At 63.9% G+C, this 25,983-nt stretch carries 31 protein-coding genes and 1 pseudogene; 4 read left to right on the top strand and 28 right to left on the bottom strand.

Annotation, left to right across the window (positions count from 1 at the left end):
- Positions 1-197: 197 nt before the first annotated feature.
- The 3 genes from AB0305_RS13420 (at position 198) to AB0305_RS13410 (ending at position 3,509) form a co-directional block, all read left to right on the top strand.
- Complete coding sequence (locus tag AB0305_RS13420; protein WP_364133336.1) at positions 198-1,148, top strand: sugar ABC transporter permease; 951 nt, start codon at positions 198-200, stop codon at positions 1,146-1,148.
- A complete protein-coding gene (locus AB0305_RS13415) occupies positions 1,145-2,077 on the top strand; it encodes a carbohydrate ABC transporter permease (RefSeq protein WP_290255916.1) in 933 nt (310 codons plus the stop codon). Before AB0305_RS13420 ends, AB0305_RS13415 begins: the two co-directional genes overlap by 4 nt.
- A gap of 85 nt (positions 2,078-2,162) precedes the next feature.
- Positions 2,163-3,509: an ABC transporter substrate-binding protein gene (locus AB0305_RS13410; protein ID WP_364133340.1), complete on the top strand. Its 1,347-nt coding sequence runs from the start codon at positions 2,163-2,165 to the stop codon at positions 3,507-3,509.
- A gap of 107 nt (positions 3,510-3,616) precedes the next feature.
- Here the strand turns inward: AB0305_RS13410 and map are convergent, their stop codons facing one another.
- The 23 genes from map to rpsJ form a co-directional block, all read right to left on the bottom strand.
- Positions 3,617-4,444, bottom strand: a complete 828-nt coding sequence (gene map, locus AB0305_RS13405) for a type I methionyl aminopeptidase (RefSeq protein ID WP_364133342.1) — start codon at positions 4,442-4,444, stop codon at positions 3,617-3,619.
- 105 nt (positions 4,445-4,549) lie between these two features.
- Positions 4,550-5,119: an adenylate kinase gene (locus AB0305_RS13400; RefSeq protein ID WP_290255919.1), complete on the bottom strand. Its 570-nt coding sequence runs from the start codon at positions 5,117-5,119 to the stop codon at positions 4,550-4,552.
- Between the two features lie 5 nt (positions 5,120-5,124).
- Positions 5,125-6,435: a preprotein translocase subunit SecY gene (gene secY, locus AB0305_RS13395; protein WP_290255920.1), complete on the bottom strand. Its 1,311-nt coding sequence runs from the start codon at positions 6,433-6,435 to the stop codon at positions 5,125-5,127.
- A gap of 190 nt (positions 6,436-6,625) precedes the next feature.
- Positions 6,626-7,117 (bottom strand): 50S ribosomal protein L15, encoded by a 492-nt coding sequence (gene rplO, locus AB0305_RS13390; protein WP_364133347.1) that lies wholly within the window; start codon positions 7,115-7,117, stop codon positions 6,626-6,628.
- Entirely contained in the window at positions 7,118-7,324 is a 207-nt protein-coding gene (rpmD, locus tag AB0305_RS13385) for a 50S ribosomal protein L30 (protein WP_056626615.1), read from the bottom strand.
- Between the two features lie 3 nt (positions 7,325-7,327).
- Positions 7,328-8,008, bottom strand: a complete 681-nt coding sequence (rpsE, locus tag AB0305_RS13380) for a 30S ribosomal protein S5 (RefSeq protein ID WP_290255922.1) — start codon at positions 8,006-8,008, stop codon at positions 7,328-7,330.
- Between the two features lie 26 nt (positions 8,009-8,034).
- Positions 8,035-8,418 (bottom strand): 50S ribosomal protein L18, encoded by a 384-nt coding sequence (gene rplR, locus AB0305_RS13375; RefSeq protein ID WP_290255923.1) that lies wholly within the window; start codon positions 8,416-8,418, stop codon positions 8,035-8,037.
- Positions 8,419-8,420: 2 nt separating this feature from the next.
- Complete coding sequence (gene rplF, locus AB0305_RS13370) at positions 8,421-8,957, bottom strand: 50S ribosomal protein L6 (protein ID WP_290255924.1); 537 nt, start codon at positions 8,955-8,957, stop codon at positions 8,421-8,423.
- Positions 8,958-8,975: 18 nt separating this feature from the next.
- The gene (rpsH, locus tag AB0305_RS13365) at positions 8,976-9,374 is read right to left on the bottom strand and encodes a 30S ribosomal protein S8 (protein ID WP_018769139.1); all 399 of its coding nucleotides are present in this window, start codon (positions 9,372-9,374) and stop codon (positions 8,976-8,978) included.
- 78 nt (positions 9,375-9,452) lie between these two features.
- Positions 9,453-10,034, bottom strand: coding sequence for a 50S ribosomal protein L5 (gene rplE / locus AB0305_RS13360; protein WP_290255925.1), 582 nt, complete (start codon positions 10,032-10,034; stop codon positions 9,453-9,455).
- Entirely contained in the window at positions 10,034-10,393 is a 360-nt protein-coding gene (gene rplX, locus AB0305_RS13355) for a 50S ribosomal protein L24 (RefSeq protein ID WP_290255926.1), read from the bottom strand. The genes rplE and rplX overlap by 1 nt, the downstream gene beginning before the upstream one ends.
- Before the next feature lie 3 nt (positions 10,394-10,396).
- Complete coding sequence (gene rplN / locus AB0305_RS13350; protein WP_003803789.1) at positions 10,397-10,765, bottom strand: 50S ribosomal protein L14; 369 nt, start codon at positions 10,763-10,765, stop codon at positions 10,397-10,399.
- Between the two features lie 696 nt (positions 10,766-11,461).
- Entirely contained in the window at positions 11,462-11,770 is a 309-nt protein-coding gene (rpsQ, locus tag AB0305_RS13345) for a 30S ribosomal protein S17 (protein WP_056737811.1), read from the bottom strand.
- Positions 11,767-12,096, bottom strand: a complete 330-nt coding sequence (gene rpmC, locus AB0305_RS13340) for a 50S ribosomal protein L29 (RefSeq protein WP_290255927.1) — start codon at positions 12,094-12,096, stop codon at positions 11,767-11,769. The genes rpsQ and rpmC overlap by 4 nt, the downstream gene beginning before the upstream one ends.
- A 2-nt stretch (positions 12,097-12,098) precedes the next feature.
- On the bottom strand, positions 12,099-12,515 hold the full coding sequence (gene rplP, locus AB0305_RS13335) for a 50S ribosomal protein L16 (RefSeq protein WP_056737809.1): 417 nt from the start codon (positions 12,513-12,515) through the stop codon (positions 12,099-12,101).
- Positions 12,516-13,343, bottom strand: a complete 828-nt coding sequence (gene rpsC / locus AB0305_RS13330; protein WP_290255928.1) for a 30S ribosomal protein S3 — start codon at positions 13,341-13,343, stop codon at positions 12,516-12,518.
- Entirely contained in the window at positions 13,344-13,709 is a 366-nt protein-coding gene (gene rplV / locus AB0305_RS13325) for a 50S ribosomal protein L22 (protein ID WP_003803798.1), read from the bottom strand.
- A gap of 38 nt (positions 13,710-13,747) precedes the next feature.
- Positions 13,748-14,029 (bottom strand): 30S ribosomal protein S19, encoded by a 282-nt coding sequence (gene rpsS, locus AB0305_RS13320; RefSeq protein WP_018773666.1) that lies wholly within the window; start codon positions 14,027-14,029, stop codon positions 13,748-13,750.
- Positions 14,030-14,041: 12 nt separating this feature from the next.
- Entirely contained in the window at positions 14,042-14,881 is an 840-nt protein-coding gene (rplB, locus tag AB0305_RS13315) for a 50S ribosomal protein L2 (RefSeq protein ID WP_290255929.1), read from the bottom strand.
- Positions 14,882-14,910: 29 nt separating this feature from the next.
- Positions 14,911-15,216, bottom strand: coding sequence for a 50S ribosomal protein L23 (gene rplW, locus AB0305_RS13310; RefSeq protein WP_290255930.1), 306 nt, complete (start codon positions 15,214-15,216; stop codon positions 14,911-14,913).
- A complete protein-coding gene (gene rplD / locus AB0305_RS13305; RefSeq protein WP_290255931.1) occupies positions 15,213-15,833 on the bottom strand; it encodes a 50S ribosomal protein L4 in 621 nt (206 codons plus the stop codon). The genes rplW and rplD overlap by 4 nt, the downstream gene beginning before the upstream one ends.
- 4 nt (positions 15,834-15,837) lie before the next feature.
- Positions 15,838-16,488 (bottom strand): 50S ribosomal protein L3, encoded by a 651-nt coding sequence (gene rplC / locus AB0305_RS13300; protein WP_290255932.1) that lies wholly within the window; start codon positions 16,486-16,488, stop codon positions 15,838-15,840.
- 17 nt (positions 16,489-16,505) lie between these two features.
- Positions 16,506-16,814: a 30S ribosomal protein S10 gene (gene rpsJ, locus AB0305_RS13295; RefSeq protein ID WP_003803825.1), complete on the bottom strand. Its 309-nt coding sequence runs from the start codon at positions 16,812-16,814 to the stop codon at positions 16,506-16,508.
- Positions 16,815-17,209: 395 nt separating this feature from the next.
- Here rpsJ and AB0305_RS13290 point away from each other — a divergent pair, with 395 nt between their 5' ends.
- Positions 17,210-18,643, top strand: coding sequence for a GH1 family beta-glucosidase (locus AB0305_RS13290; RefSeq protein ID WP_364133357.1), 1,434 nt, complete (start codon positions 17,210-17,212; stop codon positions 18,641-18,643).
- A 108-nt stretch (positions 18,644-18,751) separates the two neighbouring features.
- On the opposite strand, the gene tuf is transcribed toward AB0305_RS13290, so the two are convergent.
- The 5 genes and pseudogenes from tuf to AB0305_RS13265 form a co-directional block, all read right to left on the bottom strand.
- Positions 18,752-19,942: an elongation factor Tu gene (gene tuf / locus AB0305_RS13285; RefSeq protein ID WP_290255934.1), complete on the bottom strand. Its 1,191-nt coding sequence runs from the start codon at positions 19,940-19,942 to the stop codon at positions 18,752-18,754.
- Between the two features lie 240 nt (positions 19,943-20,182).
- Positions 20,183-22,297, bottom strand: a complete 2,115-nt coding sequence (fusA, locus tag AB0305_RS13280; protein ID WP_290255935.1) for an elongation factor G — start codon at positions 22,295-22,297, stop codon at positions 20,183-20,185.
- A gap of 69 nt (positions 22,298-22,366) precedes the next feature.
- Positions 22,367-22,837, bottom strand: a complete 471-nt coding sequence (rpsG, locus tag AB0305_RS13275) for a 30S ribosomal protein S7 (RefSeq protein WP_026531948.1) — start codon at positions 22,835-22,837, stop codon at positions 22,367-22,369.
- A gap of 1 nt (position 22,838) precedes the next feature.
- Positions 22,839-23,213, bottom strand: a complete 375-nt coding sequence (gene rpsL / locus AB0305_RS13270) for a 30S ribosomal protein S12 (protein ID WP_009358312.1) — start codon at positions 23,211-23,213, stop codon at positions 22,839-22,841.
- Positions 23,214-23,679: 466 nt separating this feature from the next.
- Positions 23,680-25,983, bottom strand: a pseudogene (locus AB0305_RS13265) (DNA-directed RNA polymerase subunit beta'); the annotation flags it as partial.

Genomic DNA, 25,983 nt, shown 5'->3' with positions numbered 1-25,983 from the left:
CCGAGCATCCCTGACCACAGGCGAACGGTGTGGAATACTGCAACCAACAGAAGGTAAACGGGCAAGGAAGCCTGGCATAACAAAGCTCTGACGGGGCCTTGTGCGGGGTTCCACCCATCAAGTGTGTGATGAAGTGTATGTTGATCCCCCGCCCGAACGCCTGCCAGTGGCAGGCCTGGATCCGTTAGAGACGCACCATGACAAGACAATTGACTGACAGGCCTGCGGCTACCGCCGCGGCCGTCGCACCGGCCCGGCGCAGGGGACGCTGGTCCGCCAGGACCCGCCGGGACTTCTTCGTATTTCTCGCGCTGGCACTGCCCAACCTGGCCCTGATCGCGGTGTTCACCTATCTGCCGCTGATCAACAACATCTACTACTCGACGCTGGACTGGACGCTTGGCTCCGCCTCGGCGACCGTCGTCGGCTTCGACAACTACATCAACTTCTTCACCAGCGCCGATGCACCCAACGTGCTCGGCACCACGGCGGTCTTCACGGTCGTCACCGTCGGCGGCTCGATGATCCTGGGGCTGCTGGTGGCCCTGGCCCTGAACGCCAAGGTCCGCGGCACCACCTTCGCCCGCTCCGCCGTCTTCGCCCCCTACGTCCTTAGCGGCGTCGGCGTCGGCCTGGTCTGGCTGTTCATCTTCGACCCGGGCTACGGCGTGCTCTCCTGGCTGCTGCGCGGCATCGGCCAGCAGAGCCCCCAGTGGATTAACGACCCGCAGCTCTCGCTGGTCATGGTCATCATCGTCTACATCTGGAAGAACCTCGGCTACTGCGCCGTGGTGTACCTCGCCGGGCTGCAGTCGCTGCCCAAGGACGTCATGGAGGCAGCGTCCCTCGACGGCGCCAACGGTTTCCGCCGCTTCGTCAGCATGTCCGTGCCGCTGCTCTCCCCGACCACCTTCTTCCTCCTGATCACCACGCTGCTCAGCTCCCTGCAGGCGTTCGACCTGATCCGGATCATGACCCCGCTGGGCAACGGCACCTCCACGCTGATCTACGAGGCCTACCTGCAGGCCTTCGGCGCCTACAACCGGGCCGGCTACTCCGCGTCCATCTCCGTGATCCTCTTCGCGATCCTGCTCATCATCACCGTGCTGCAGGTGCGGTTCGTCGAACGTAAGGTGCACTACTCATGAGCACGCTCTCCCCCGTCAGTCCCGATCCGGCGGCCGGGGCCGCCCCCGCGGCAGGCGCGAACCAGGACCTGCCGCCGCAACGGAACCGCCCGTTCTCCCGCGCCAACCTGGTCCAGACGATCGTCGGCGGCTACGTGCCGCTGATCCTCGCCACCCTGGTCGTCGTCGTCCCGCTGCTGTGGATGATGCTCAGCTCGCTCAAGACTCCCGGCGAGATCGTCACCACAGACCTGAAAATCCTGCCGCAGAGCTTCAACCTGGAGAACTACAAGGTGGCCATGACCACCGTGCCGTTCGGCCAGTTCTTCATCAACAGCCTGATCGTCACCACGGTCGGTTCCACGGTGAAGGTCATCCTGGCCATCCTCACCGCCTACGCCCTGGTGTTTGTCCGGTTCCCGTTCAAGAACGTCATCTTCATCGTGATCCTCGTGGCCCTGATGGTGCCGCCGCAGGTGTCCATCCTGCCGAACTACATCCTGATCGCCGGAATTGGCGGGAAGAACACCCTCTGGGGCATCATCCTCCCCGGCCTGGGCACCGCGTTCGGCACGTTCCTGCTGCGCCAGCACTTCCTGACCCTCCCCGGGTCCATCCTCGAGGCCGCGGAGATCGACGGCGCCGGCCACTGGCGCCGCCTCTGGCAGGTCGTCGCCCCGGTGTCCCTGCCCTCGATCGCCACCGTCGCGCTCGTCACCGTCGTCAGCGAGTGGAACGACTACATCTGGCCGCTGATCATCACCGATCGGCCCGAGACCATGACCCTGCCGGTGGGCCTGACCCTGTTGCAGAACTCTGAGGGCAACGGCGCGGGCTGGGGCATCCTGATGGCCGGCGCCATGCTGGTGATCGTCCCCATCCTGCTCGTCTTCGCGGCGCTGCAGCGGTACATCGTCGCCGGCCTCACCCAGGGCAGCGTCACCGGGTAGCCGGCCCGGCCCGCCCTACGGCCCCACCCGATTTCCCCGTTCCACCACGCTTCAATCGAGTCAACCTTTCCCGAGAGGAACCATCATGGCCCCCAAACTCGACCGCCGTAACTTCCTTGGCCTCGCCGGCGCCAGCGCCGGTGCCGCGGCCCTGGCCGCCTGCGGCGGACCGTCCACCAGCGGCGGAGGCGCCACCACCGGCGCATCCGACATCGACTTCACCGGTGTGAAGCCGGCCGGCTCCTTCGACTTCTGGACCAGCCACCCGGGCAAGTCCCAGGACGTCGAGAAGGCCATCATCGACAAGTTCCAGGCCAAGTACCCGGACATCAAGGTCAACCTCATCACCGCCGGTGCCAACTACGAGGAGATCGCCCAGAAGTTTCAGACCTCCCAGGCGGCCAAGTCCGCCCTGCCCGGCCTGGTGGTCCTCTCCGACGTCTGGTGGTTCCGTTACTACACCAACGGCAACATCATCCCGCTCGACGGCCTGATCAAGCAGCTGGACTTCAAGATGGACGACTTCCAGAAGTCGCTGGTCGATGACTACAAGTACAACGACAAGCAGTGGGCCCTCCCCTACGGCCGGTCCACCCCGCTGTTCTACTACAACAAGGACCACTTCAAGGCCGCGGGCCTGCCGGACCGGGCACCGAAAACCTGGCAGGAATTCGGCGAGTGGGCCCCGAAGCTGAAGGCCGCCTCCGGCGCCAGCTACTCCTACATGTACCCGGCACTGGCCGGCTACGCCGGCTGGACGCTGCAGAACAACCTCTGGGGCTGGGGCGGCAGCTGGTCCAACGGCTGGGACCTCAACTGCGACTCCTCCGAGTCCGTGGCGGCCCTGCAGTGGGCCCAGGACTCCGTCTACAAGGACAAGTGGGCCGGCGTCTCGTCCAAGAACGCCGCCGACGACTTCGCCGCCGGCATCGCCTCCGCCACGATCTCCTCCACCGGTGACCTGCTGGGCGTCCTGCAGTCCGCCAAGTTCAACGTGGGCGTCGGCTTCCTGCCGGGCGGCCCGAAGAAGGACACCGGCGTCTGCCCCACCGGCGGCGCCGGCCTGGGCATCCCTAGCGGTGTCAGCAAGGAAGTCCAGATGGCCGCCGCGACGTTCCTGAAGTTCATGACGGAGCCGGAGAGCACGGCGGCCTTCTCCGCCGCCACCGGCTACATGCCGATCCGCAAGTCCGCGGACATGACCGCGGTGCTCGCCAAGACCCCGCAGATCAAGACCGCCATGGACCAGCTCGCCGTGACCCACGTCCAGGACAACGCCCGCGTGTTCCTGCCCGGCGCGGACCAGGAAATGGCCAAGGCCGCTGCCAAGATCCTGACCCAGCAGGGCGACGTCAAGGCCACCATGACGGACCTGAAGACCACCCTCGACGGGATCTACACCAAGGACGTCAAGCCGAAGCTGAAGAGCTAGCGCCAGACGGCGACACGCAAAAGCCCTGGTGCTGCGGGAAATCCCGCAGTACCAGGGCTTTTTCTGTGTCACCGGGGACGCGGCGGCACCCCCTGGGTCACGGGACGTTAGGGAATGGGAACGGGCACGACGCCGAGCGGGGCGAGCTTTGCGGCGCCGCCGTCGGGTGCGGAGAGGACCCAAATGCCCTTATCGTGCACGGCCACGGAGTGCTCCCACTGGCACGAGCGGGCGCCGTCGGTGGTGACGACGGTCCAGTCGTCCTCCAGCACTGCCGTGTCGATGCTGCCGCGCACCAGCATGGGCTCGATCGCCAGGCACAGTCCGGGACGGATCTTGGGCCCGCGGTGGCTGGTGCGGTAGTTCAGCACGTCCGGCGGCATGTGCATGGCCGAGCCGATGCCGTGGCCCACGTAATCCTCGAGGATGCCCAGCGGCTTGCCCGGGACTGAGAAGACGTAGTCGTCGACGGCGTTGCCAATGTCGCCGACGAACTTGCCCTTCGCCAGGGCCGCGATCCCCCGCCACATGGCTTCCTCGGTGACGTCGGAGAGGCGCTGGTCCTCTGGGTCCGCGGTGCCGACGATCACGGTGCGGGCCGAGTCCGAGTGCCAGCCGTCAACGATCGCGCCGCCGTCGATCGAGATGATGTCGCCGTCGTTCAGCACCCGGTCTCCCGGGATGCCGTGCACGACCTCCTCGTTGACCGAGGTGCAGATGGTGGCGGGGAAGCCGTGGTACCCGAGGAAGTTCGACGTGGCCCCGGCTTCCTTCAGGACGCCGGCGAAGACGGCGTCGAGGTCCTTGGTGGTGACGCCGGGGACGGCCGCGGCGACGGCGGCGTCGAGCGCCCGGCTCAGCACCAGGCCGGCCTCCTGCATGGTCCGCATCTGGGCGTTGGTCTTGTATTCAATGCGCGTCTGGCCGAATGCCATACTCTGCGTCCTCTCGGTGGTGCCGCCGCCCCTGGCGGGATGGCGGACAAATGCCTGAGGCCCCTCCCGGCAGTGCGGGAGGAGCCTCAACGGTTTGCGGCGGGCCTAGGCGGACTGTGCTGCCTTGATGGCCTGCATGACGCGGTCGGTGACCTCGTCGATGCCGCCGATGCCGTCGACGCGGGTCAGGATGCCGCGTTCGGCGTACTTGTTGACGACCGCCTCGGTCTGGCCGTGGTACAGGTCCAACCGGTGGCGGATGACGGCTTCGTTGTCGTCGCTGCGGCCGGTTTCCTTGGCGCGGCCCAGGAGCCGGGTGACGAGCTCCTCGTCGTCGGCAGTGAGCTGCAGGACGACGTCGAGCTTCTGGTCGTTGTCGGCCAGGATCCCGTCGAGGTAGTCCACCTGGGCGGTGGTGCGGGGGTATCCGTCCAGCAGGAACCCTGCCTCGACGTCGCCCTCGGAGAGTCGGTCGCGGACCATCTTGTTGGTCACGCTGTCCGGGACGAAGTCGCCGGCGTCCATGTACTTCTTGGCTTCGAGGCCGAGCGGCGTCTCGCCCTTGACGTTGGCCCGGAAGATGTCGCCGGTGGAGATCGCAATGACGCCGAGGCGCTCCGAAATGCGTTCCGCCTGCGTTCCCTTGCCGGAGCCGGGAGGTCCGATAATCAACATTCTCGTCATCGCAAAAGCCCTTCGTAGTGACGCTGCTGTAGCTGCGCATCAATCTGCTTGACGGTCTCCAAGCCGACGCCCACCATGATCAGGATCGATGTGCCACCGAACGGGAAGTTCTGGTTGGCGTTGATCAGGACCAGGGCGATGAGCGGGATCAGGGCAACGAAGCCCAGGTAGATCGCGCCGGGCAAGGTGATCCGGGAAAGCACGTACTGCAGGTAGTCCGCGGTCGGCTTGCCGGCACGGATGCCCGGAATGAAGCCGCCGTACTTCTTCATGTTGTCAGAAACTTCTTCAGGGTTGAAAGTGATCGCAACATAGAAGTACGTGAAGAACACAATCAGGGCGAAGTACAGGGCCATGTAGATCGGGTGGTCGCCCTTGGTCAGGTTGTTGTTGATCCACTCAACCCAGGGGGCCATCTGCTCGCCCGGCTTGGGCGCGTTGAACTGTGCGATCAGGCCCGGCAGGTACAGCATCGACGAGGCGAAGATGACGGGCACGACGCCGGCCATGTTCACCTTGATCGGGATGTAGGTGCTGGTGCCGCCCACGGTGCGGCGGCCGATCATGCGCTTCGCGTACTGCACCGGGATGCGGCGCTGGGACTGCTCGACGAAGACCACCAAGGCCACGGTCAGCAGGCCGATCAGCAGCACCAGGAAGAACGTGCCGGGTCCCTGCGCCTTCCAGATGGCGCCGAGGGACGTCGGGAAGCCGGCGGCGATTGACGTGAAGATGAGCAGCGACATGCCGTTGCCCACGCCCTTCTCGGTCACGAGCTCGCCCATCCACATGATCAGGCCGGTGCCGGCCGTCAGGGTGATGACGATCAGGATGGTGGTGATAATGCTCGAGTCCGGGATGATCGGCAGCTGGCAGTTCGGCAGCAGCTGGCCGGAGCGCGCCAGCGACACCAGCGTCGTGGCGTTCAGCAGACCCAGGGCGATTGTCAGGTACCGGGTGTACTGGGTCAGCTTCGACTGGCCGGAGGCACCCTCTTCGTAGAGCTGCTGGAACCGCGGGATGACCACGCGGAGCAGCTGCACAATGATGCTGGAGGTGATGTAGGGCATGATCCCCAGGGCAAAGATGGAGACCTGGAGCAGTGCACCGCCGCTGAACAGGTTGACGAGCTGGTAGATCCCGCCCGAGGTCTGACCGTTCTGCAAGCATTGCTGGACATTCTGGTAGCTCACACCGGGCGAGGGGATGAAGGCACCCAAGCGGAAGATGGTGATGATTCCCAGCGTGAACAACAACTTGCGTCGCAGATCAGGCGTGCGAAAGGCCCGGCCAAATGCGCTAAGCAAGCGTCCTCCTGTGTAATAAGTAAAATCGTGTGAGATAGGTCAAACAAACCCAACAACCGAGTCTAGCGGTTGGAAGCTCCCTGCGAACAATCGACAGGGTGTCCGGGCGTGAAAAAACTCCCGGCCCCCGGAGGCGTGAGCCCCAGGGTACCGGGAGTTTTATGCAACGGGCATCAGCCCCGCCGCCTCCTTAGAGTGCGGTGGTGCTTCCGCCGGCTGCGGCAATCTTTTCCGCGGCGCTGGCCGAGAATGCGTGGGCGGTGACGTCAACCTTGACGGTGATGTCGCCGGTGCCCAGCACCTTGACGGGCTGGTTCTTGCGAACGGCGCCCTTTTCGACCAGGTTCTCCACGGTGACAGTGCCACCTTCCGGGAACAGCTCGTTGAGCTTGTCCAGGTTTACAACCTGGAACTCAACCCGGAACGGGTTCTTGAAGCCGCGCAGCTTCGGCAGGCGCATGTGCAGCGGCAGCTGGCCGCCGGCAAAGCCAGCCTTGACCTGGTAGCGGGCTGCAGTGCCCTTGGTGCCACGACCGGCGGTCTTACCCTTGGAGCCCTCACCACGACCAACACGGGTCTTGGCGGTCTTGGCACCCGGGGCGGGACGCAGGTGGTGAACCTTCAGCGCGTTCTGCTTCTCAGCAGCGCCCTGTGCCTTCTCGGCGGTGTTCTTCTCGGCCATTTACTTCGCCTCCTCTACCTTTACCAGGTGCGGAACCGTGTTCAGCATGCCAACGGTCACGGCATCGGCGGTGCGGACAACGGTGTGTCCGATCCGCTTCAGGCCGAGGGACCGAAGGGTGTCGCGCTGGTTCTGCTTGCCGCCAATGGCGGACTTGATCTGGGTGATCTCCAACTGAGCGTCGGACGGAATCAGGTTCTTCGCCATGACTCAGACACCTGCCTTCTGGTTCATGATCGCCTTCACCATTGCCGGCGTCGCGATCTCGTCGAGGGGCAGGCCGCGGCGTGCTGCCACTGCTGCCGGCTCTTCGAGGCGCTTCAGCGCGTCAACGGTCGCGTGAACGATGTTGATGGCGTTGGAGGAACCGAGCGACTTGGAGAGGATGTCGTGGATGCCCACGCACTCCAGGACCGCGCGGACCGGACCACCGGCGATAACACCGGTACCAGCCGACGCCGGGCGCAGCATGACGACGCCTGCGGCGGCCTCACCCTGAACGCGGTGCGGGATGGTGCTGCCGATGCGGGGAACGCGGAAGAAGGACTTCTTGGCCTCTTCAACGCCCTTCGCGATGGCGGCGGGAACTTCCTTGGCCTTGCCGTAGCCGACGCCGACCATACCGTTGCCGTCACCGACGACGACGAGGGCGGTGAAGCTGAAGCGACGACCACCCTTGACGACCTTGGAAACACGGTTGATGGTTACGACGCGCTCTACGAACTGGCTCTTCTCCGCTTCGCGGCCGCCGTCGCGGCCACCACGGCCACCACGGTCGCCACGGCCCTGGCCGCGGTCGCCACGCTCGCCACGACGGGCACCGCCACGGCGGTCGTCGGTGGTAGCAGGCGCAGCGGTCTCGGTTGCCGGAGCAGCTACAGCTTCAGTCACCTGAGTGTCCTTTTCGTTATTTTCGGTCACAGTGCCAGCCCACCTTCACGTGCGCCGTCAGCGACGGCGGCGATCCGGCCGTGGTACTTGTTACCACCGCGGTCGAAGACGACAGCTTCGATGCCGGCAGCCTTGGCACGCTCGGCAACGAGCTCGCCGACGCGCTTGGCCTTGGCGGTCTTGTCGCCGTCGAACGCGCGCAGGTCGGCTTCCAGGGTGGAGGCGCTTGCCACGGTCAGGCCCTTGGTGTCATCGACAACCTGGACGAATACGTGGCGGGCCGAACGGTTGACGACCATGCGAGGACGTACAGCCGTACCGGAAATGCGCTTGCGGATACGAAGCTGGCGGCGGCTGCGCTGGGCAGACTTGCTCTTGTTCGTACGCTTCTTGTTAATTGCGATGGCCATGGTTACTTACCAGCCTTTCCGACCTTGCGGCGGATGACCTCGCCGGCGTAGCGGATACCCTTGCCCTTGTACGGGTCGGGCTTCCGCAGCTTGCGAATGTTGGCAGCAACTTCGCCGACCTGCTGCTTGGAGATACCTGAAACAGAGAGCTTCGTCGGGGTCTCAACTGCAAAGGTGATGCCGTTCGGAGCCGAGACGTTGACCGGGTGGCTGTAGCCCAGAGCGAACTCCAGGTCAGAACCCTTGGCCTGGACGCGGTAACCGGTACCGACAATCTCAAGCTTCTTCTCGTAGCCTGCGGTGACACCCTGGATCATGTTGGCGATCAGGGTGCGGGTCAGGCCGTGCAGCGAACGGGAGGCGCGCTCGTCGTTCGGGCGGCTGACGGTCAGGGTGCCATCTTCCAGGGCGACCTCGATCGGGCTGGGCACGGTGTGGCTCAGCTCTCCCTTGGAACCCTTGACGGAGACGACAGAGCCGTCAACCTTGACCTCAACGCCGGCAGGAACGGTGATGGGGAGACGTCCAATACGTGACATTATTCTCTTCCTTTCCCGTTACCAGACGTACGCGAGGACTTCGCCGCCCACGCCCTTCTTGCCGGCCTGCTTGTCAGTCAGGAGGCCGGAAGAGGTGGACAGGATTGCGATACCCAGGCCACCCAGCACGTGCGGCAGGTTGGTGGACTTCGCGTAAACGCGGAGACCCGGCTTGGAGATACGGCGAACACCGGCGATGGAACGCTCGCGGTTCGGACCGAACTTGAGCTCGAGGGTCAGCTTCTTGCCGACCTCCGCGTCTTCTTCCTTCCAGCCGGCGATGAAGCCTTCTGCCTTAAGGATGTCGGCGACGCGAGCCTTGAGCTTGCTGTAAGGCATAGACACGGAATCGTGGTATGCCGAGTTTGCGTTGCGCAGACGCGTAAGCATATCTGCGACAGGATCTGTCATAGTCATGGTGGGCTCTTGCCCTTCCTCATAACGGTTTCCGCTGCCGGCCTAGTGACTGGCGTGCGGACCTTTTATGTAGCTGGATTAGTCTTCGGTCTTGAACGGGAAGCCCAGCGCCTTGAGCAGCGCGCGGCCTTCGTCGTCGGTCTTGGCAGTGGTCACGACGGTGATGTCCATACCGCGAACGCGGTCGATGGAATCCTGGTCGATCTCGTGGAACATAACCTGCTCGGTCAGACCGAAGGTGTAGTTGCCGTTGCCATCAAACTGCTTGCCGCTGAGGCCCCGGAAGTCCCGGATACGCGGCAGAGCCAGCGTGACAAGGCGGTCCAGGAATTCCCACATGCGGTCGCCACGGAGGGTGGCGTGCGCACCAATCGGCATGCCTTCGCGCAGCTTGAACTGTGCGATCGACTTGCGGGCCTTGGTGACCTGCGGCTTCTGGCCGGTGATCAGGGTCAGGTCGCGGACAGCGCCGTCGATCAGCTTGGAGTCCTTGGCGGCATCTCCAACACCCATGTTCACAACGACCTTCACCAGGCGGGGAACCTGGTTGACGTTGTCGTACTTGAATTCCTCAACGAGCGCGCTCTTGATGGAATCGGCGTACTTGGTCTTCAGACGAGGAACGATCTTGCTAGCCGGAGTCTCGAGAGTCTCAGTCATTAGATGTCCTTCCCTGAGCTCTTGGCCACGCGGACGCGCACTTCGCGCTTCACGCCATCGCGCTCAACGGTCTCGGTGCGGAAACCGACGCGCGTGGGCTTCTTGGTGGAGGGGTCAACCAGGGCCACGTTGGAGATGTGGATCGGGGCCTCAACGACCTCGATGCCACCGGTCTTGGTGCCGCGCTGCGACTGACCGACCTTGGTGTGCTTGGTGACGCGGTTGATGCCTTCGACCAGCACGCGGTTGGTCTCGGGGAACACGCGCAGGACCTTGCCCTGCTTGCCGCGGTCGCCGCCGCGCTCAGCCTTGGCGCCAGTGATGACCTGAACGAGGTCACCCTTCTTGATCTTAGCCATGGACTAGAGCACCTCCGGAGCCAGAGAAACGATCTTCATGAACTTCTTGTCGCGCAGTTCACGACCAACCGGTCCGAAGATACGGGTACCGCGGGGGTCACCGTCGTTCTTCAGGATCACAGCTGCGTTCTCGTCAAACTTGATGTAGGAACCATCCGCACGGCGGCGTTCCTTCTTGGTGCGGACGATGACAGCCTTGACGACATCGCCCTTCTTTACGTTGCCGCCCGGGATTGCATCCTTGACGGTGGCGACGATGACGTCGCCGATGCCTGCGTAGCGACGACCGGATCCACCGAGAACGCGAATGGTAAGGATTTCCTTAGCACCCGTGTTGTCGGCGACCTTGAGTCGCGACTCCTGCTGAATCACTATTTACTCCTTGCGTCGCGCCGGTTCTCAGGCCGTGATCTTGCTACGGAATGAGCCTTGCGGAACGGTTGATCGGGGTGTCTCTTGACCTGCCTGGATTTTGCCAGACCAGGCCTAAACGCCCGTGCCAAAAGCAGTTGCATCCCGTGCGCCCTGAGGCGCGGGCATGCACTATGCTGTGGCACGATTGTTTACGAGGTTGACGATGGCACACGAAAAGCGCCATACAAACTCAATATCCTAGCACGGCCGGGGCCACTGCAGAAAATCGCCCATTACCACAGACCCTCCCCCGGATCCGGCGGCCACTCCCCCGACGCCCCCTCACATCCGGCGCTTCTCCCCCGACGCTCCCTCACATCCGGGGCGCTCTCCCCGACGCTCCCTCACATCCGGGCGCCCCTCCCCGACGCTCCCTCGGATCCGCCTCGGGGCCCTGCAGCAACGCACCGAAAAAGCGGAGCATCCCGCAGGGACACACCAGAGTTGAGGGAGCGTCCCGCAGGAGCGCACCAGAAGTGCGGGAGCGTCCCACGGAAACGCGCCAGAAGTGAGGGAGCGTTCCACGGAAACGCACCAGAAGTGAGGGAGCGTCCCACGGTGTTGCGGCCGCTCCCCCGGGAACGGCGAAACCCCCGCTCCCAGACGGGAACGGGGGTTTCCTAGCCGGTTCCCCTGACGGGGAGGCAGCAGGTGCTACTTGGCCTTTTCGAGGATCTCGACCAGGCGCCACCGCTTGGTAGCGGAGAGCGGGCGGGTCTCGGCGAGGAGAACCAGGTCGCCGATGCCGGCGCTGTTCTCTTCGTCGTGAGCCTTGATCTTGGTGTTGCGCCGCATGACCTTGCCGTAGAGCGCGTGCTTCACGCGGTCTTCGACCTGGACAACGATGGTCTTTTCCATCTTGTCCGAGACGACGTAGCCGCGCTTCGTCTTGCGGTAACCGCGCTCGTCAGCCTTGGCAGCGTCGGAAACAGTTTCCGTCACGTTCTCGTCCTTTTCACTCACTTGGCGTCCTCCTCGGTCTCAACCTCGTCGGCCTTGTCAGCCTTCTTGGTTGCAGCCTTCTTGGACTTCTTTTCTTCCTTGGCTTCCACAACCGGTGCGGCAACCTCGGCACGAATGCCCAGCTCGCGTTCGCGGAGAACGGTGTAGATGCGTGCGATGTCCTTCTTTACCGCGCGCAGACGACCGTGGTTCTCCAGCTGTCCGGTGGCGGACTGGAAACGCAGGTTGAACAGCTCTTCCTTCGCCTTGCGGAGTTCCTCAACGAGACGCTCGTTGTCGAAACCGTCCAGCTGCTTGGGTGCGAGTTCCTTCGACCCTACTGCCATTTCTATTCACCACCTTCGCGACGCACAATGCGTGCCTTCAACGGCAGCTTGTGGATTGCCAGGCGCAGGGCCTCGCGAGCTACCTCTTCATTGACACCGGAGAGTTCGAAGAGAACCCGGCCCGGCTTGACGTTGGAGACCCACCATTCCGGCGAACCCTTACCGGAACCCATGCGGGTTTCGGCCGGCTTCTTGGTCAGCGGACGGTCCGGGTAGATGTTGATCCAGACCTTGCCGCCACGCTTGATGTGGCGGGTCATCGCGATACGGGCGGATTCGATCTGACGGTTGGTGACGTATGCCGGGCTCAGAGCCTGGATACCCCACTCACCGAACGAAACCTCGGTGCCACCCGTGGCAGCGCCGGAACGACCCGGGTGGTGCTGCTTACGGTGCTTGACTCGACGTGGGATAAGCATTTAAGCCTGTCCTCCTTCTGCAGCGGCCGGAGCCGCCTCTGCCGGAGCCTCGGCAGCAGGAGCTGCGTCGGCGGCCGGACGGTCGTTACGACGACGGCGGTCACCACGGTCGGCGCCACCGGGACGGCCCGGACGGTCGCCGGCGCGGCCGCGGGACGGGGCAGCAGCAGCCTGCTGGGCCAGTTCCTTGGCGGTGACGTCACCCTTGTAGATCCAGACCTTCACGCCGATGCGGCCGAAGGTGGTCTTGGCCTCGTAGAAGCCGTAGTCGATGTTCGCGCGGAGGGTGTGCAGGGGCACACGGCCTTCGCGGTAGAACTCCGAGCGGGACATTTCAGCGCCACCCAGTCGACCCGAGCAAGCGATACGGATGCCCTTGGCACCGGCACGCTGCGCGGACTGCATGGCCTTCTTCATCGCGCGGCGGAAAGCCACGCGGGAAGTCAGCTGCTCTGCAACGCCCTGGGCAACAAGCTGGGCTTCCATCTCGGGGTTCTTGACCTCGAGGATGTTCAGCTGGACCTGCTTGCCGGTCAGCTTTTCGAGCTCGCCGCGGATGCGGTCTGCTTCGGCGCCGCGGCGGCCGATCACGATGCCCGGACGAGCCGTGTGGATATCCACGCGGACACGGTCGCGGGTGCGCTCGATCTCAACCTTGGCAATACCGGCGCGCTCCATGCCCGTGGACATGAGCTGGCGGATGCGGATGTCTTCGCGGACGAAGTCCTTGTACCGCTGGCCGGACTTGGTGCTGTCGGCGAACCAGTGCGATACGTGATCGGTGGTGATGCCGAGTCGGAACCCGTGCGGGTTTACTTTCTGTCCCACTTAGCGAGCCTCCTCTTTCTCCGGGGTAGCGACTACCACGGTGATGTGGCTCGTGCGCTTCTTGATCTGAAATGCACGACCCTGGGCGCGCGGCTGGAACCGCTTCATGGTCGGGCCTTCATCAACAAACGCTTCGCTGATGATGAGGTCACCTTCGTCAAACGCCACGCCGTCGCGGTCCGCGAGGACCCGGGCGTTGGAGATTGCCGACTGAACTACCTTGAATACCGGCTCAGAAGCTGCCTGCGGGGCAAACTTCAGAATTGCCAGAGCCTCGTTCGCTTGCTTCCCACGAACAAGGTTGACGACGCGCCGGGCCTTCATAGGCGTTACGCGGATGTGACGCGCAATTGCCTTGGCTTCCATTGCTTTCCTTCTCTCGTCTTTGACGTAAGTGCAGGCGCCTAGCGGCGCTTGCCCTTACGGTCGTCCTTGACATGGCCGCGGAAAGTCCGCGTGGGAGCGAATTCGCCGAGCTTGTGCCCGACCATCGACTCAGTGACAAACACCGGGATGTGCTTGCGTCCGTCGTGCACGGCGATCGTGTGGCCGAGCATGTCGGGGACGATCATCGAACGGCGGGACCAGGTCTTGATGACGTTCTTGGTGCCCTTTTCGTTTTCCCTGGCTACCTTCACAAAGAGGTGCTGGTCAACGAAAGGACCTTTTTTCAGGCTGCGTGGCATGTGTCCAGGCTCCTATCGCTTGTTCTTGCCAGTACGACGGCGACGAACAATAAGCTTGTCGCTCTCTTTGTTGGGACGGCGGGTGCGGCCTTCGCGCTTACCGTTGGGGTTGACGGGGTTACGACCACCGGAGGTCTTACCCTCACCACCACCGTGCGGGTGGTCAACCGGGTTCATGGCGACACCACGGACGGTCGGGCGGACGCCCTTCCAGCGCATACGGCCGGCCTTGCCCCAGTTGATGTTCGACTGCTCGGCGTTGCCGACCTCGCCGACGGTGGCGCGGCAGCGCACGTCAACGTTGCGGATTTCGCCGGAGGGCAGACGCAGCTGGGCGTAACGGCCTTCCTTGGCGACGAGCTGGATCGATGCGCCGGCGGAGCGGCCCATCTTGGCGCCGCCACCCGGACGCAGTTCAACTGCGTGGATCACGGTACCGACCGGGATGTTGCGCAGCGGCAGGTTGTTGCCGGGCTTGATGTCAGCGTCGGCACCTGCTTCCACGGTGTCACCCTGGGCCAGCTTGTTCGGGGCGATGATGTAACGCTTGGTGCCATCAACGTAGTGCAGGAGGGCGATGCGAGCCGTGCGGTTCGGATCGTACTCGATTTCGGCAACGCGGGCGTTGACGCCGTCCTTGTCGTGGCGACGGAAGTCGATCAGACGGTACTGACGCTTGTGTCCACCACCCTTGTGACGGGTCGTGATCTTACCGGTGTTGTTACGTCCACCCTTTTTCGGAAGGGGACGAACCAACGACTTTTCCGGCGTCGACCGCGTGATTTCGGTGAAGTCCGCTACGCTCGAGCCACGACGGCCCGGGGTAGTCGGCTTGTATTTACGGATTCCCATAATTTATTTCCTCGTTAAAGTGGTCTCCGCTACGAGAGCGGACCGCCGAAGATGTCGATAGTGCCTTCTTTGAGGCTGACAATCGCACGCTTGGTGCTCTTGCGGGTGCCCCATCCGAATTTGGTCCGCTTGCGCTTACCGGCACGGTTGATGGTGTTGATCGAGTCAACCTTGACGGAGAAGATCTTCTCCACGGCCAGCTTGATCTCGGTCTTGCTCGAGCGGGGGTCCACCAGGAAGGTGTACTTGCCCTCGTCGATCAGGCCGTAGCTCTTTTCCGAGACGACGGGCGCCAGGACGACGTCGCGCGGGTCTTTGATGGTGGCTGCGCTCACTTGGCATCCTCCTCGGTCTTTGCAGCCTTGTCCGCAACGAATGCGTCGTAGGCGGCCTTGGTGAAGACTACGTCGTCAGAAACGAGCACGTCGTAGGTGTTCAGCTGGTCTGCGTACAGAACGTGAACGTCCTGGAGGTTGCGCACGGAAAGTGCAGCAACGTCGTTGGCGCGGTCGATGACGACGAGCAGGTTCTTGCGCTCGGAGACGCCACGCAGCGTTGCCAGTGCTTCACGGGAGGACGGCTTGGAGCCGGCAACCAGTTCAGCGACGACGTGGACGCGGCCGTTGCGGGCGCGGTCAGAGAGAGCGCCGCGCAGTGCAGCAGCAATCATCTTCTTGGGGGTGCGCTGGCTGTAGTCACGCGGCGTCGGGCCGTGGACGATGCCACCACCGGTCATGTGAGGAGCGCGGATGGAACCCTGACGGGCGCGGCCGGTGCCCTTCTGCTTGAACGGCTTGCGACCGGCACCGGAAACCTCGGCGCGGGTCTTGGTCTTGTGGGTACCCTGGCGAGCAGCAGCGAGCTGTGCGACGACGACCTGGTGCAGCAGCGGCACGTTGGTCTGAACGTCGAAGATCTCTGCAGGCAGGTCAACCTTGACAGTGCTAGTCATTGAACTAGGCTCCCTTCACGGCGGTGCGTACGAGGACGACCTGGCCGCGGGCGCCGGGAACGGCACCCTTGATAAGGAGCAGCGACTTCTCGACGTCAACCGCGTGGACCGTGAGGTTCAGCGTGGTGTGACGAACGGCGCCCATGCGGCCGGCCATTTTCATGCCCTTGAAGACGCGGCTCGGGGTGGATGCGCCACCGATTGAACCGGGCTTACGGTGGTTCTTGTGAGCACCGTGGGAAGCTCCAACGCCGTGGAAGCCGTGACGCTTCATAACACCGGCGAAGCCCTTACCCTTGGTGGTGCCGACGACGTCGATCTTCTGGCCGGCTTCGAAGAGCTCAACGGAGAGCTCCTGGCCCAGCTCGTAAGAGTCGGCATCTGCAGTGCGCAGTTCGACGACGTGGCGGCGAGGCGTGACGCCTGCCTTTTCAAAGTGACCAGCCAGCGGCTTGGTGACCTTGCGGGGGTCGATCTGGCCGTAGCCGATCTGAACGGCGACGTAGCCATCAGCCTCTGCGTTGCGCAGCTGGGTGACGACGTTCGAGTCTGCCTGGACCACAGTGACGGGGATGAGCTTGTTGTTCTCGTCCCAGACCTGGGTCATGCCGAGCTTCGTGCCCAGCAGGCCCTTTACGTTACGGGTTGCGGTCATAGTCTCTCAGCACCTCCCTACAGCTTGATTTCGATGTTCACGTCGGCCGGCAGGTCGAGACGCATGAGCGAGTCAACAGCCTTGGGCGTGGGGTCGATGATGTCGATAAGACGCTTGTGCGTGCGCATTTCGAAGTGCTCGCGGCTGTCCTTGTACTTGTGCGGAGAGCGGATAACGCAGTACACGTTCTTCTCCGTCGGCAGCGGCACGGGGCCAACTACAGTTGCGCCTGCGCGCGTGACCGTCTCAACGATCTTCCGTGCTGAAACGTCAATGACCTCGTGGTCGTATGACTTCAGCCGGATGCGGATTTTTTGTCCCGCCATGTCGCCTGACTCTCTTTCAGTCTGTGCTTCCCCTGGTTAGGGCTGCCCTGTTCACTTACGTGTTGTGCGGCTGCCGAAGCATTTGAGGTCGTAACCACCACCCGCCGCACAAGCTGAATCCGGATGAATCCGGGTTCCTCAACCTGCCGGCGCAACCGACCCCCGCGGTCGGGCGTGTCGCGCTGTGCACGCGTACTCGTCCGCAAATCCTTGGAGAGAGGGTTATGTTTGGGCTCTTACCTGGACCCTGACACCCGGCATTATCCGGATCGGGACGCGAAAGAGCGCTTGAACAACTCATCTAGTATGCCGGAAAGATCGGGCAGACGCCAATTGGCGGGATTTTCGGCCGCCGATCCGTTGCCTTCGGCGCCCGCGCGGACGAGGATGTGGTGATGACCGTGCAGGACTCCGCCGCCGTCCGCGACCTCGCCGAACGCCTCCCCGAGGGCTTCCTCCTGGGGGTGGCCTCCGCGGCCTTCCAGATCGAGGGCGCCCTGTCCGCCGGCGGCCGCGGCCCCTCCGGCTGGGATGCCTTCGCCGAGAAGCCCGGGACCATCCAGGACGGCCACTCCCCCGCCGTCGCCTGCGACCACTACCACCGCATGGACGACGACGTGGACCTCATGCGGGACCTCGGCGTCGACTCCTACCGCTTCTCGCTCTCCTGGCCGCGGATCCAGCCGGACGGAACGGGACCGGTCAATCCGGCCGGCCTGGACTTCTACGACCGGCTGATCGACCGGCTGCTGGCCGCGGGCATCGCCCCCATGGCCACCCTCTACCACTGGGACACCCCCCTGCCACTGGAGCACCGCGGCGGCTGGATGAACCGGGACACGGCCCTCCGCTTCGGCGAGTACGCCGCCGCGGCGGCCGACCGGTTCGGCGACCGCGTCTCCCACTGGGTGACCCTGAACGAACCGGCCTCTGTGACGCTGAACGGCTATGCCCTCGGCGTGCACGCCCCCGGCCGCGACCTGCTGTTCAACGCCCTACCCTCCGTCCACCACCAGCTGCTGGCGCACGGCCTGGCGGTGCAGGCCCTCCGCGCCGCCGGCGTCCCCGGGGCGGTCGGCGTCACCAACCTGCACTCCCCCGTGCATCCGGCCAGCGGCTCGTTCCTGGACCGGCTGATGGCCACCGTCTTCGATCTCGCCCTCAACCGGATCTACGCTGACCCGATCCTGCTGGGCCGGTACCCCACACCCCCGCTGGCGGCCCGGCCCTGGTTCCGCCACCTGTCCCGGGTGTCCGACGCGGATCTCGAAACCATCCACCAGCCGCTGGATTTCTACGGACTGAACTACTACTACCCGGTGCGCGCCGCCGCCGGCCGGGGCCCGGCGGAGAGTCCCGCCGGGACCGCGGAGGCGATGGCACGGCTGCCTTTCCACCTGGCCGCTTTCCCCGAGTACCCCACCACCGGCTTCGGCTGGCCCGTGGCGCCGGAGCACCTCGGCACGCTGCTGCGCGGACTCAAGGACCGTTACGGTGCCGCGCTTCCGCCGCTCTTCATCACCGAGAGCGGCGCCAGCTTCCCGGAGCCGGACCATGTCGACGGGACACTGCCCGATCCCAGCCGCATCGCCTACCTCGAGGGGCACCTGGGCCAGGCACTGGCGGCGACCGCTCCCGGCGGTATCGCCCACGACGTCGAACTCCTCGGGTACTACGTGTGGACGCTGATGGACAACTTCGAGTGGGCCGCCGGCTATTCGCAGCGCTTCGGCCTGGTCCACGTGGACTTCGAGACCCTGGAGCGGACGCCCAAGGAGTCCTACTACTGGTACCGCGCGCTCGGCCGGGCCCGCCGCCGGGGTGTCTGACGGCGATCGACCGTTCTTAGAAGCCAACAGCCCCGCTGCAGTGCAGCGGGGCTGTTGTGATCATCGTGGCTCCGAAGGGAGCCGTTCCGATCGTGCTAGGCCATCAAATTACTTGATGATCTTGGTGACACGTCCCGAACCAACGGTGCGGCCGCCTTCACGGATAGCGAAGCCGAGGCCCTCTTCCATTGCGATCGGCTGGATGAGCGCAACGGTCATCTCAGTGTTGTCGCCGGGCATAACCATTTCCGTGCCTTCCGGCAGGGTGATGACGCCGGTAACGTCCGTCGTACGGAAGTAGAACTGCGGGCGGTAGTTCGAGTAGAACGGGTTGTGGCGTCCGCCTTCGTCCTTGGAGAGGATGTAGACGTTGGCCTCGAAGTCGGTGTGCGGGGTGATGGAACCCGGCTTGACGACAACCTGGCCACGCTCGACATCGTCGCGCTTGAGGCCACGGAGCAGCAGGCCACAGTTCTCGCCGGCCCATGCTTCGTCGAGCTGCTTGTGGAACATCTCGATACCGGTAACCGTGGTCTTCTGGACCGGACGGATGCCGACGATCTCGACCTCGGAGTTGATGGCGAGGGTGCCACGCTCGGCGCGGCCCGTAACAACGGTGCCACGGCCGGTGATGGTGAAGACGTCTTCGATCGGCATCAGGAACGGCTTGTCGCGGTCACGAACCGGGTCCGGAACGGACTCGTCGACGGCTTCCATCAGGTCCTCAACGGACTTGACCCACTCCGGGTCGCCTTCCAGAGCCTTGAGGCCGGAAACGCGGACAACCGGGGCGTTGTCGCCATCGAAGCCCTGCGAGCTCAGGAGCTCACGAACTTCCATTTCGACGAGGTCGAGGAGCTCTTCGTCGTCGACCATGTCAGCCTTGTTCAGGGCGACCAGCAGGTAGGGAACACCAACCTGGCGGGCGAGCAGAACGTGCTCGCGGGTCTGAGCCATCGGGCCGTCGGTAGCGGCAACCACGAGGATTGCGCCGTCCATCTGGGCAGCACCGGTGATCATGTTCTTGATGTAGTCAGCGTGACCGGGGGCGTCAACGTGTGCGTAGTGACGCTTCTCGGTCTGGTACTCAACGTGGGAGATGTTGATGGTAATGCCGCGCTGACGCTCTTCGGGAGCAGAGTCAATCGAGGCGAAGTCACGCTTCTCGTTGAGAGTCGGGTACTTGTCGTACAGCACCTTGGAAATGGCGGCCGTCAGCGTCGTCTTACCGTGGTCAACGTGACCAATGGTACCGATGTTAACGTGCGGCTTAGTCCGCTCGAACTTTGCCTTTGCCACAGGTTCCTCCTAGAACGTTTTCAAATGACTTACCCTTCGCCCGCGCTTGTCGCGGCCGAAACTCCAGTAAGTCTACTTGGGGGGCTTTGGATTGGTGAAATTGCAGATTCAGGAACTAATACTAGTGCCTCGAGCCTGTTCGTGCTGGCGGCCGGACCGGGTCCGGCCGCCCGCACAAGGTGAATCTCCCCTGGAGGAAACGCACCCGAGTTTTTGTCGCAGCTGCGTGCAGTCCGGAGACTACTCGCCGCGGCTCTTCTGGATGATCTCGTCGGCAACTGCCTTCGGGACCTCCGCGTAGCTGTTGAACGTCATGGAGTACACAGCGCGGCCCTGGGTCTTCGAACGCAGGTCACCGATGTAGCCGAACATGCCGGACAGCGGAACGTGCGCGCGAATGACCTTGACGCCCTGGGCATCCTCCATGGACTGCATCTGGCCACGGCGGGAGTTGAGGTCACCGATAACTTCACCCATGTATTCCTCAGGGGTGCGGACCTCGACATCCATCAGCGGTTCAAGCAGGACAGGGTTCGCCTTGCGGGCGGCTTCCTTGAAAGCCATCCGGCCAGCGATCTTGAACGCCATTTCCGAGGAGTCAACATCGTGGTAAGCGCCGTCAATCAGCGTGGCCTTGATACCGACAACCGGGTAACCGGCCAGGACGCCGTCGTTGAGCGCGTCCTGGATGCCGGCGTCAACCGAAGGAATGTATTCGCGCGGAACGCGGCCACCGGTGACCTTGTTCTCGAACTCGTACATCTCGCCCTCGGCGGTGTCCAGCGGCTCGATCGCGATCTGGATCTTTGCGAACTGGCCCGAACCACCGGTCTGCTTCTTGTGCGTGTAGTCGTGACGCTCCACAGCACGCTTGATGGTTTCGCGGTAGGCGACCTGGGGCTTGCCCACGTTTGCCTCGACCTTGAATTCGCGGCGCATGCGGTCCACCAGGATGTCCAGGTGGAGCTCGCCCATGCCGGCGATGATGGTCTGGCCGGTGTCTTCGTTGAGGGAGACCTGGAAGGTCGGGTCCTCAGCGGAGAGCTTCTGGATGGCCGTGGAGAGCTTCTCCTGGTCACCCTTGGTGTTCGGCTCGATGGCAACCGAGATCACGGGCTCCGGGAAGCTCATGGACTCGAGGACGATCTGGTTGGACGCGTCGCACAGGGTGTCGCCCGTGGTGGTGTCCTTCAGGCCGATCGCTGCGTAGATGTGGCCAGCGGTAGCGCCGTCAACCGGCATTTCCTTGTTGGCGTGCATCTGGAACAGCTTGCCGATGCGCTCCTTCTTGCCCTTGGTGGAGTTGACCACCTGGGCGCCGGCCTCAACGTGACCGGAGTACACGCGGATGAAGGTCAGCTGACCGAAGAAGGGGTGCGCGGCGATCTTGAACGCCAGAGCAGAGAACGGCTCGTCAGCGGAAGGCTTACGGGTCAGTTCCTTCTCTTCGTCGCGCGGGTCGTGACCGACCATCGGCGGGACGTCAAGCGGGTTCGGCAGGTAGTCCACGACGGCGTCGAGCATCGGCTGCACGCCGCGGTTCTTGAACGCGGAGCCACAGAAGACCGGGTAGAGCTCGGAGTTGATCGTCATCTTGCGGATGCCGGCCTTGAGCTCGTCGATCGTGATCTCTTCGCCCTCAAGGTACTTTTCCATGAGCTCTTCGGAGGACTCGGCAACGGTCTCAACGAGGGCGTTGCGGTACTCCTCGGCCTTTTCCTTGAGGTCAGCCGGGATCTCCTGGATCTCGTACTTGGCACCCATGGTCACGTCGCCCTTGGCATCGCCGGGCCACACCAGGGAGCGCATGTAGAGCAGGTCTACGACGCCGATGAAGTCATTCTCGGCACCGATCGGCAGCTGCATGACCAGCGGCTTGGCGCCGAGGCGGCTGACGATGGTGTCGACGGTGAAGTAGAAGTCAGCGCCCAGCTTGTCCATCTTGTTGACAAAGCAGATACGCGGAACGTTGTACTTGTCGGCCTGGCGCCAAACAGTCTCGGACTGCGGCTCCACGCCTTCCTTGCCATCGAACACGGCGACTGCACCGTCGAGGACGCGCAGGGAGCGCTCAACCTCAACCGTGAAGTCCACGTGGCCGGGGGTGTCGATGATGTTGATCTGGTTGTTTTCCCAGAAGCAGGTCACGGCGGCAGACGTGATGGTGATGCCGCGTTCCTTTTCCTGTTCCATCCAGTCGGTGGTCGACGCGCCGTCGTGGGTCTCGCCGATCTTGTGGTTCACACCCGTGTAGAACAGGATGCGCTCGGTAGTAGTGGTCTTGCCGGCATCAATGTGGGCCATGATGCCGATGTTGCGGACCTTGCTAAGGTCGGTAAGCACGTCCTGTGCCACGGTGTCTCCCTTTCGGATGGACTGCACGTTCGCCGCCGGCCCGGTTGAGCCGGCGGCGTCCGGGAAGTATTACCAGCGGTAGTGTGCGAAGGCCTTGTTGGACTCGGCCATCTTGTGGGTGTCTTCGCGACGCTTTACAGCGGCTCCGAGACCGTTCGAGGCATCCAGGATTTCGTTCTGGAGGCGCTCGGTCATCGTCTTCTCGCGGCGGGCCTTGGAGTAACCGACCAGCCAGCGGAGGGCCAAGGCCGTGGAACGGCCCGGCTTGACCTCAACGGGAACCTGGTAGGTTGCGCCACCGACACGGCGGGAGCGGACCTCGAGGGAAGGCTTGACGTTGTCCATGGCCTTCTTGAGGGCTGCAACGGGGTCGCCGCCGGACTTGGCGCGGGCGCCTTCGAGGGCACCGTAGACGATGCGCTCTGCGGTGGACTTCTTGCCGTCAACCAGCACCTTGTTGATCAGCTGAGTGACCAGCGGGGAGCCGTAAACGGGATCTAGTACTAGCGGCCGCTTGGGGGCCGGACCCTTGCGAGGCATATTACTTCTTCTCCATCTTTGCGCCGTAGCGGCTGCGGGCCTGCTTACGGTTCTTCACGCCCTGGGTATCGAGGGCGCCACGGACGATCTTGTAGCGGACACCCGGGAGGTCCTTCACACGGCCGCCGCGGACGAGCACAATGGAGTGCTCCTGCAGGTTGTGGCCAACACCGGGGATGTAAGCGGTGACTTCAACGCCACCGTTGAGGCGCACACGGGCAACCTTACGCAGAGCCGAGTTCGGCTTCTTCGGGGTGGTCGTGTAGACGCGGGTGCAAACACCGCGGCGCATCGGGCTGCCCTTAAGCGCGGGAGCCTTGGTCTTCGAGACCTTAGGCGTGCGGCCCTTGCGGACCAGCTGGTTAATCGTAGGCACTCTCGTGTTCTCCGTTTTATCCGGAACGGCCGTTGGCGGCCGCTCTCTTGTCGCTGCGCCCCGCCGCTCGAGCTTTGAAGTGATCTCCAGAGCAGCTGAGGCGAAGCCTTAATAGTCGGACCGCACACCGGGGCCGGCGGACTCGCGTCCGGAAGTGCCCCTGGGCATGCGAAAATGTGGCATACGTTGCACAAGAACCCTGCAAACCGGAAACGTCGTCTCGGTTCATCCTCAGCACGAAGCTGGTTCCTGAACCGGCGCACTCATCCACTGCCACAATAACAATTAGTCTCCAGTCTACCACGGGCGGGCCCCGGCCCTTAATCGGCGGGGAATTCGGCCCCCCGGACCGGACATAAAGGCCGCCGGCAGACGGCCCGACGCGCTTAAAAGGGAACGGTCCCCCACCGTGAAGGTGGAGGACCGTTCAGTGACCTGTTACCGGGGCGGCGGGCCGCCCGGCAGGTTAGCGGAAGTCGCTGCCCAGATCGTAGTCATCCAGCGGGATGGCGTGGAACTCAGGAGCTCCGTCGCCGCCCAGGGAATCGTAGGAGAAGTCGCTGAACGCGCTCGGGCCGGTGAAGAGGTTGGCCTTCGCTTCCTCGGTCGGCTCGACCGTGACCTCGGTGTAGCGCGGGAGACCCGTGCCGGCCGGGATCAGCTTACCGATGATGACGTTCTCCTTGAGGCCCAGCAGCGGATCGCTCTTGCCTTCCATGGCCGCCTGCGTCAGGACGCGGGTGGTCTCCTGGAAGGATGCTGCGGACAGCCAGGACTCGGTGGCCAGCGAGGCCTTGGTGATACCCATGAGCTCGGGACGGCCGGAGGCCGGCGTCTTGCCCTCGGAGACCACGCGGCGGTTCGCGTCCTCGAACCGGCTGCGCTCGGCGAGCTCGCCGGGCAGCAGGTCGGATTCACCGGACTCGATGACCGTGACGCGGCGCAGCATCTGGCGGACGATAACCTCGACGTGCTTGTCGTGGATACCGATGCCCTGGCTGCGGTACACGCCCTGGACCTCGTCCACCAGGAACTTCTGCGCGGCACGGGGACCCATGATGCGCAGCACCTGCTTGGGGTCGACCGGACCGTTGATCAGCTTCTGGCCGACGCTGACGTGGTCGCCGTCTTCGATCAGGAGACGGGAACGGCGCAGCACCGGGTAGGCGATCTCTTCGGAACCGTCATCCGGGGTGATGACCAGACGCATCTGGCGCTCGGACTCTTCGATGGTGATGCGACCGGCTGCCTCGGCAATCGGTGCGACACCCTTCGGGGTACGGGCTTCGAAGAGCTCCTGGATACGGGGCAGACCCTGGGTGATGTCGTCACCGCCGCCGGCGGACACAGCACCACCGGTGTGGAACGTACGCATGGTCAGCTGGGTACCGGGCTCACCGATGGACTGTGCGGCGATGATGCCGACGGCCTCGCCGATGTCAACGGTCTTGCCGGTGGCCAGCGAACGGCCGTAGCACAGGGCGCAGGTACCGACACTGGACTCACAGGTGAGTACGGAGCGGACCTTGACCTCGGTGATGCCGGCCGCGAACAGCTCAGCGATGACCACGTCGCCGCAGTCGGTGCCGGCAGCCGCCAGGACCTTGCCCGAGGAGTCAACGACGTCCACGGCCAGGGTGCGGGCGTAGGCGCTGTTCTCCACGTTCTCGTCCAGGACCAGCTCGCCGTTGGCGTCAGCCACGGCGATCGGGGTGACGAGGCCGCGTTCGGTGCCGCAGTCCTCTTCACGGACGATGACGTCCTGCGAGACGTCCACCAGTCGACGGGTCAGGTAACCCGAGTTGGCGGTACGCAGTGCGGTATCGGCCAGACCCTTACGGGCACCGTGCGTGGCGATGAAGTATTCCAGCACCGACAGGCCCTCGCGGTAGGAGGACTTGATCGGACGCGGGATGATCTCACCCTTCGGGTTGGCCACCAGGCCACGGATACCCGCGATCTGACGGACCTGCATCCAGTTACCACGGGCACCGGAGGACACCATGCGGTTGATGGTGTTCATCGGCGACAGGCTGTCACGCATCGCCTGGGCGATCTCGTTCGTGGCCTTGTTCCAGATCTCGATCAGTTCCTGGCGACGCTCGTCGTCGTCGATCAGGCCCTTGTCGTACTGGCCCTGGATCTTCGCGGCCATGGTCTCGTAACCAGCCAGCAGCTCCGGCTTGGAGGCCGGAACCTCGATGTCCGAAATGGCGACGGTGACGCCCGAGCGGGTGGCCCAGTAGAAACCGGCATCCTTCAGGTTATCCAGCGTTGCCGCCGTGACGACCTTCGGGTAGCGCTCGGCGAGGTCGTTGACGATCCGTGACAGTTCGCCCTTGTCGGCAACAGCCTCAACCCACGGGTAGTCCGCGGGCAGCGTCTGGTTGAAGATGACCTGGCCCAGCGAGGTCTCGACCAGTGCGGTCTGACCCTGCTCCCAGCCCTCCGGGGCTTCCCAGCCGGCGTAGGGCACGAAGCCGTCAAGACGGATCTTGATCTTGGAGTTCAGGTGCAGCTCGTGCAGGTCGAACGCCATGATGGCCTCGGAGATCGAGGAGAAGATCCGGCCTTCGCCCGCCGAACCCACACGCTTGGTGGTCAGGTGGTAGAGGCCGATGATCATATCCTGCGACGGCAGGGTCACCGGGCGGCCGTCGGACGGCTTCAGGATGTTGTTCGAGGACAGCATCAGGATCCGGGCTTCGGCCTGGGCTTCGGGGCTCAGCGGCAGGTGCACTGCCATCTGGTCGCCGTCGAAGTCGGCGTT

The organism is Arthrobacter sp. NPDC080086 (assembly GCF_040702285.1).
Note: the sequence above shows the minus strand (reverse complement) of the source record. Positions and strands in the feature narration are given on the sequence as shown.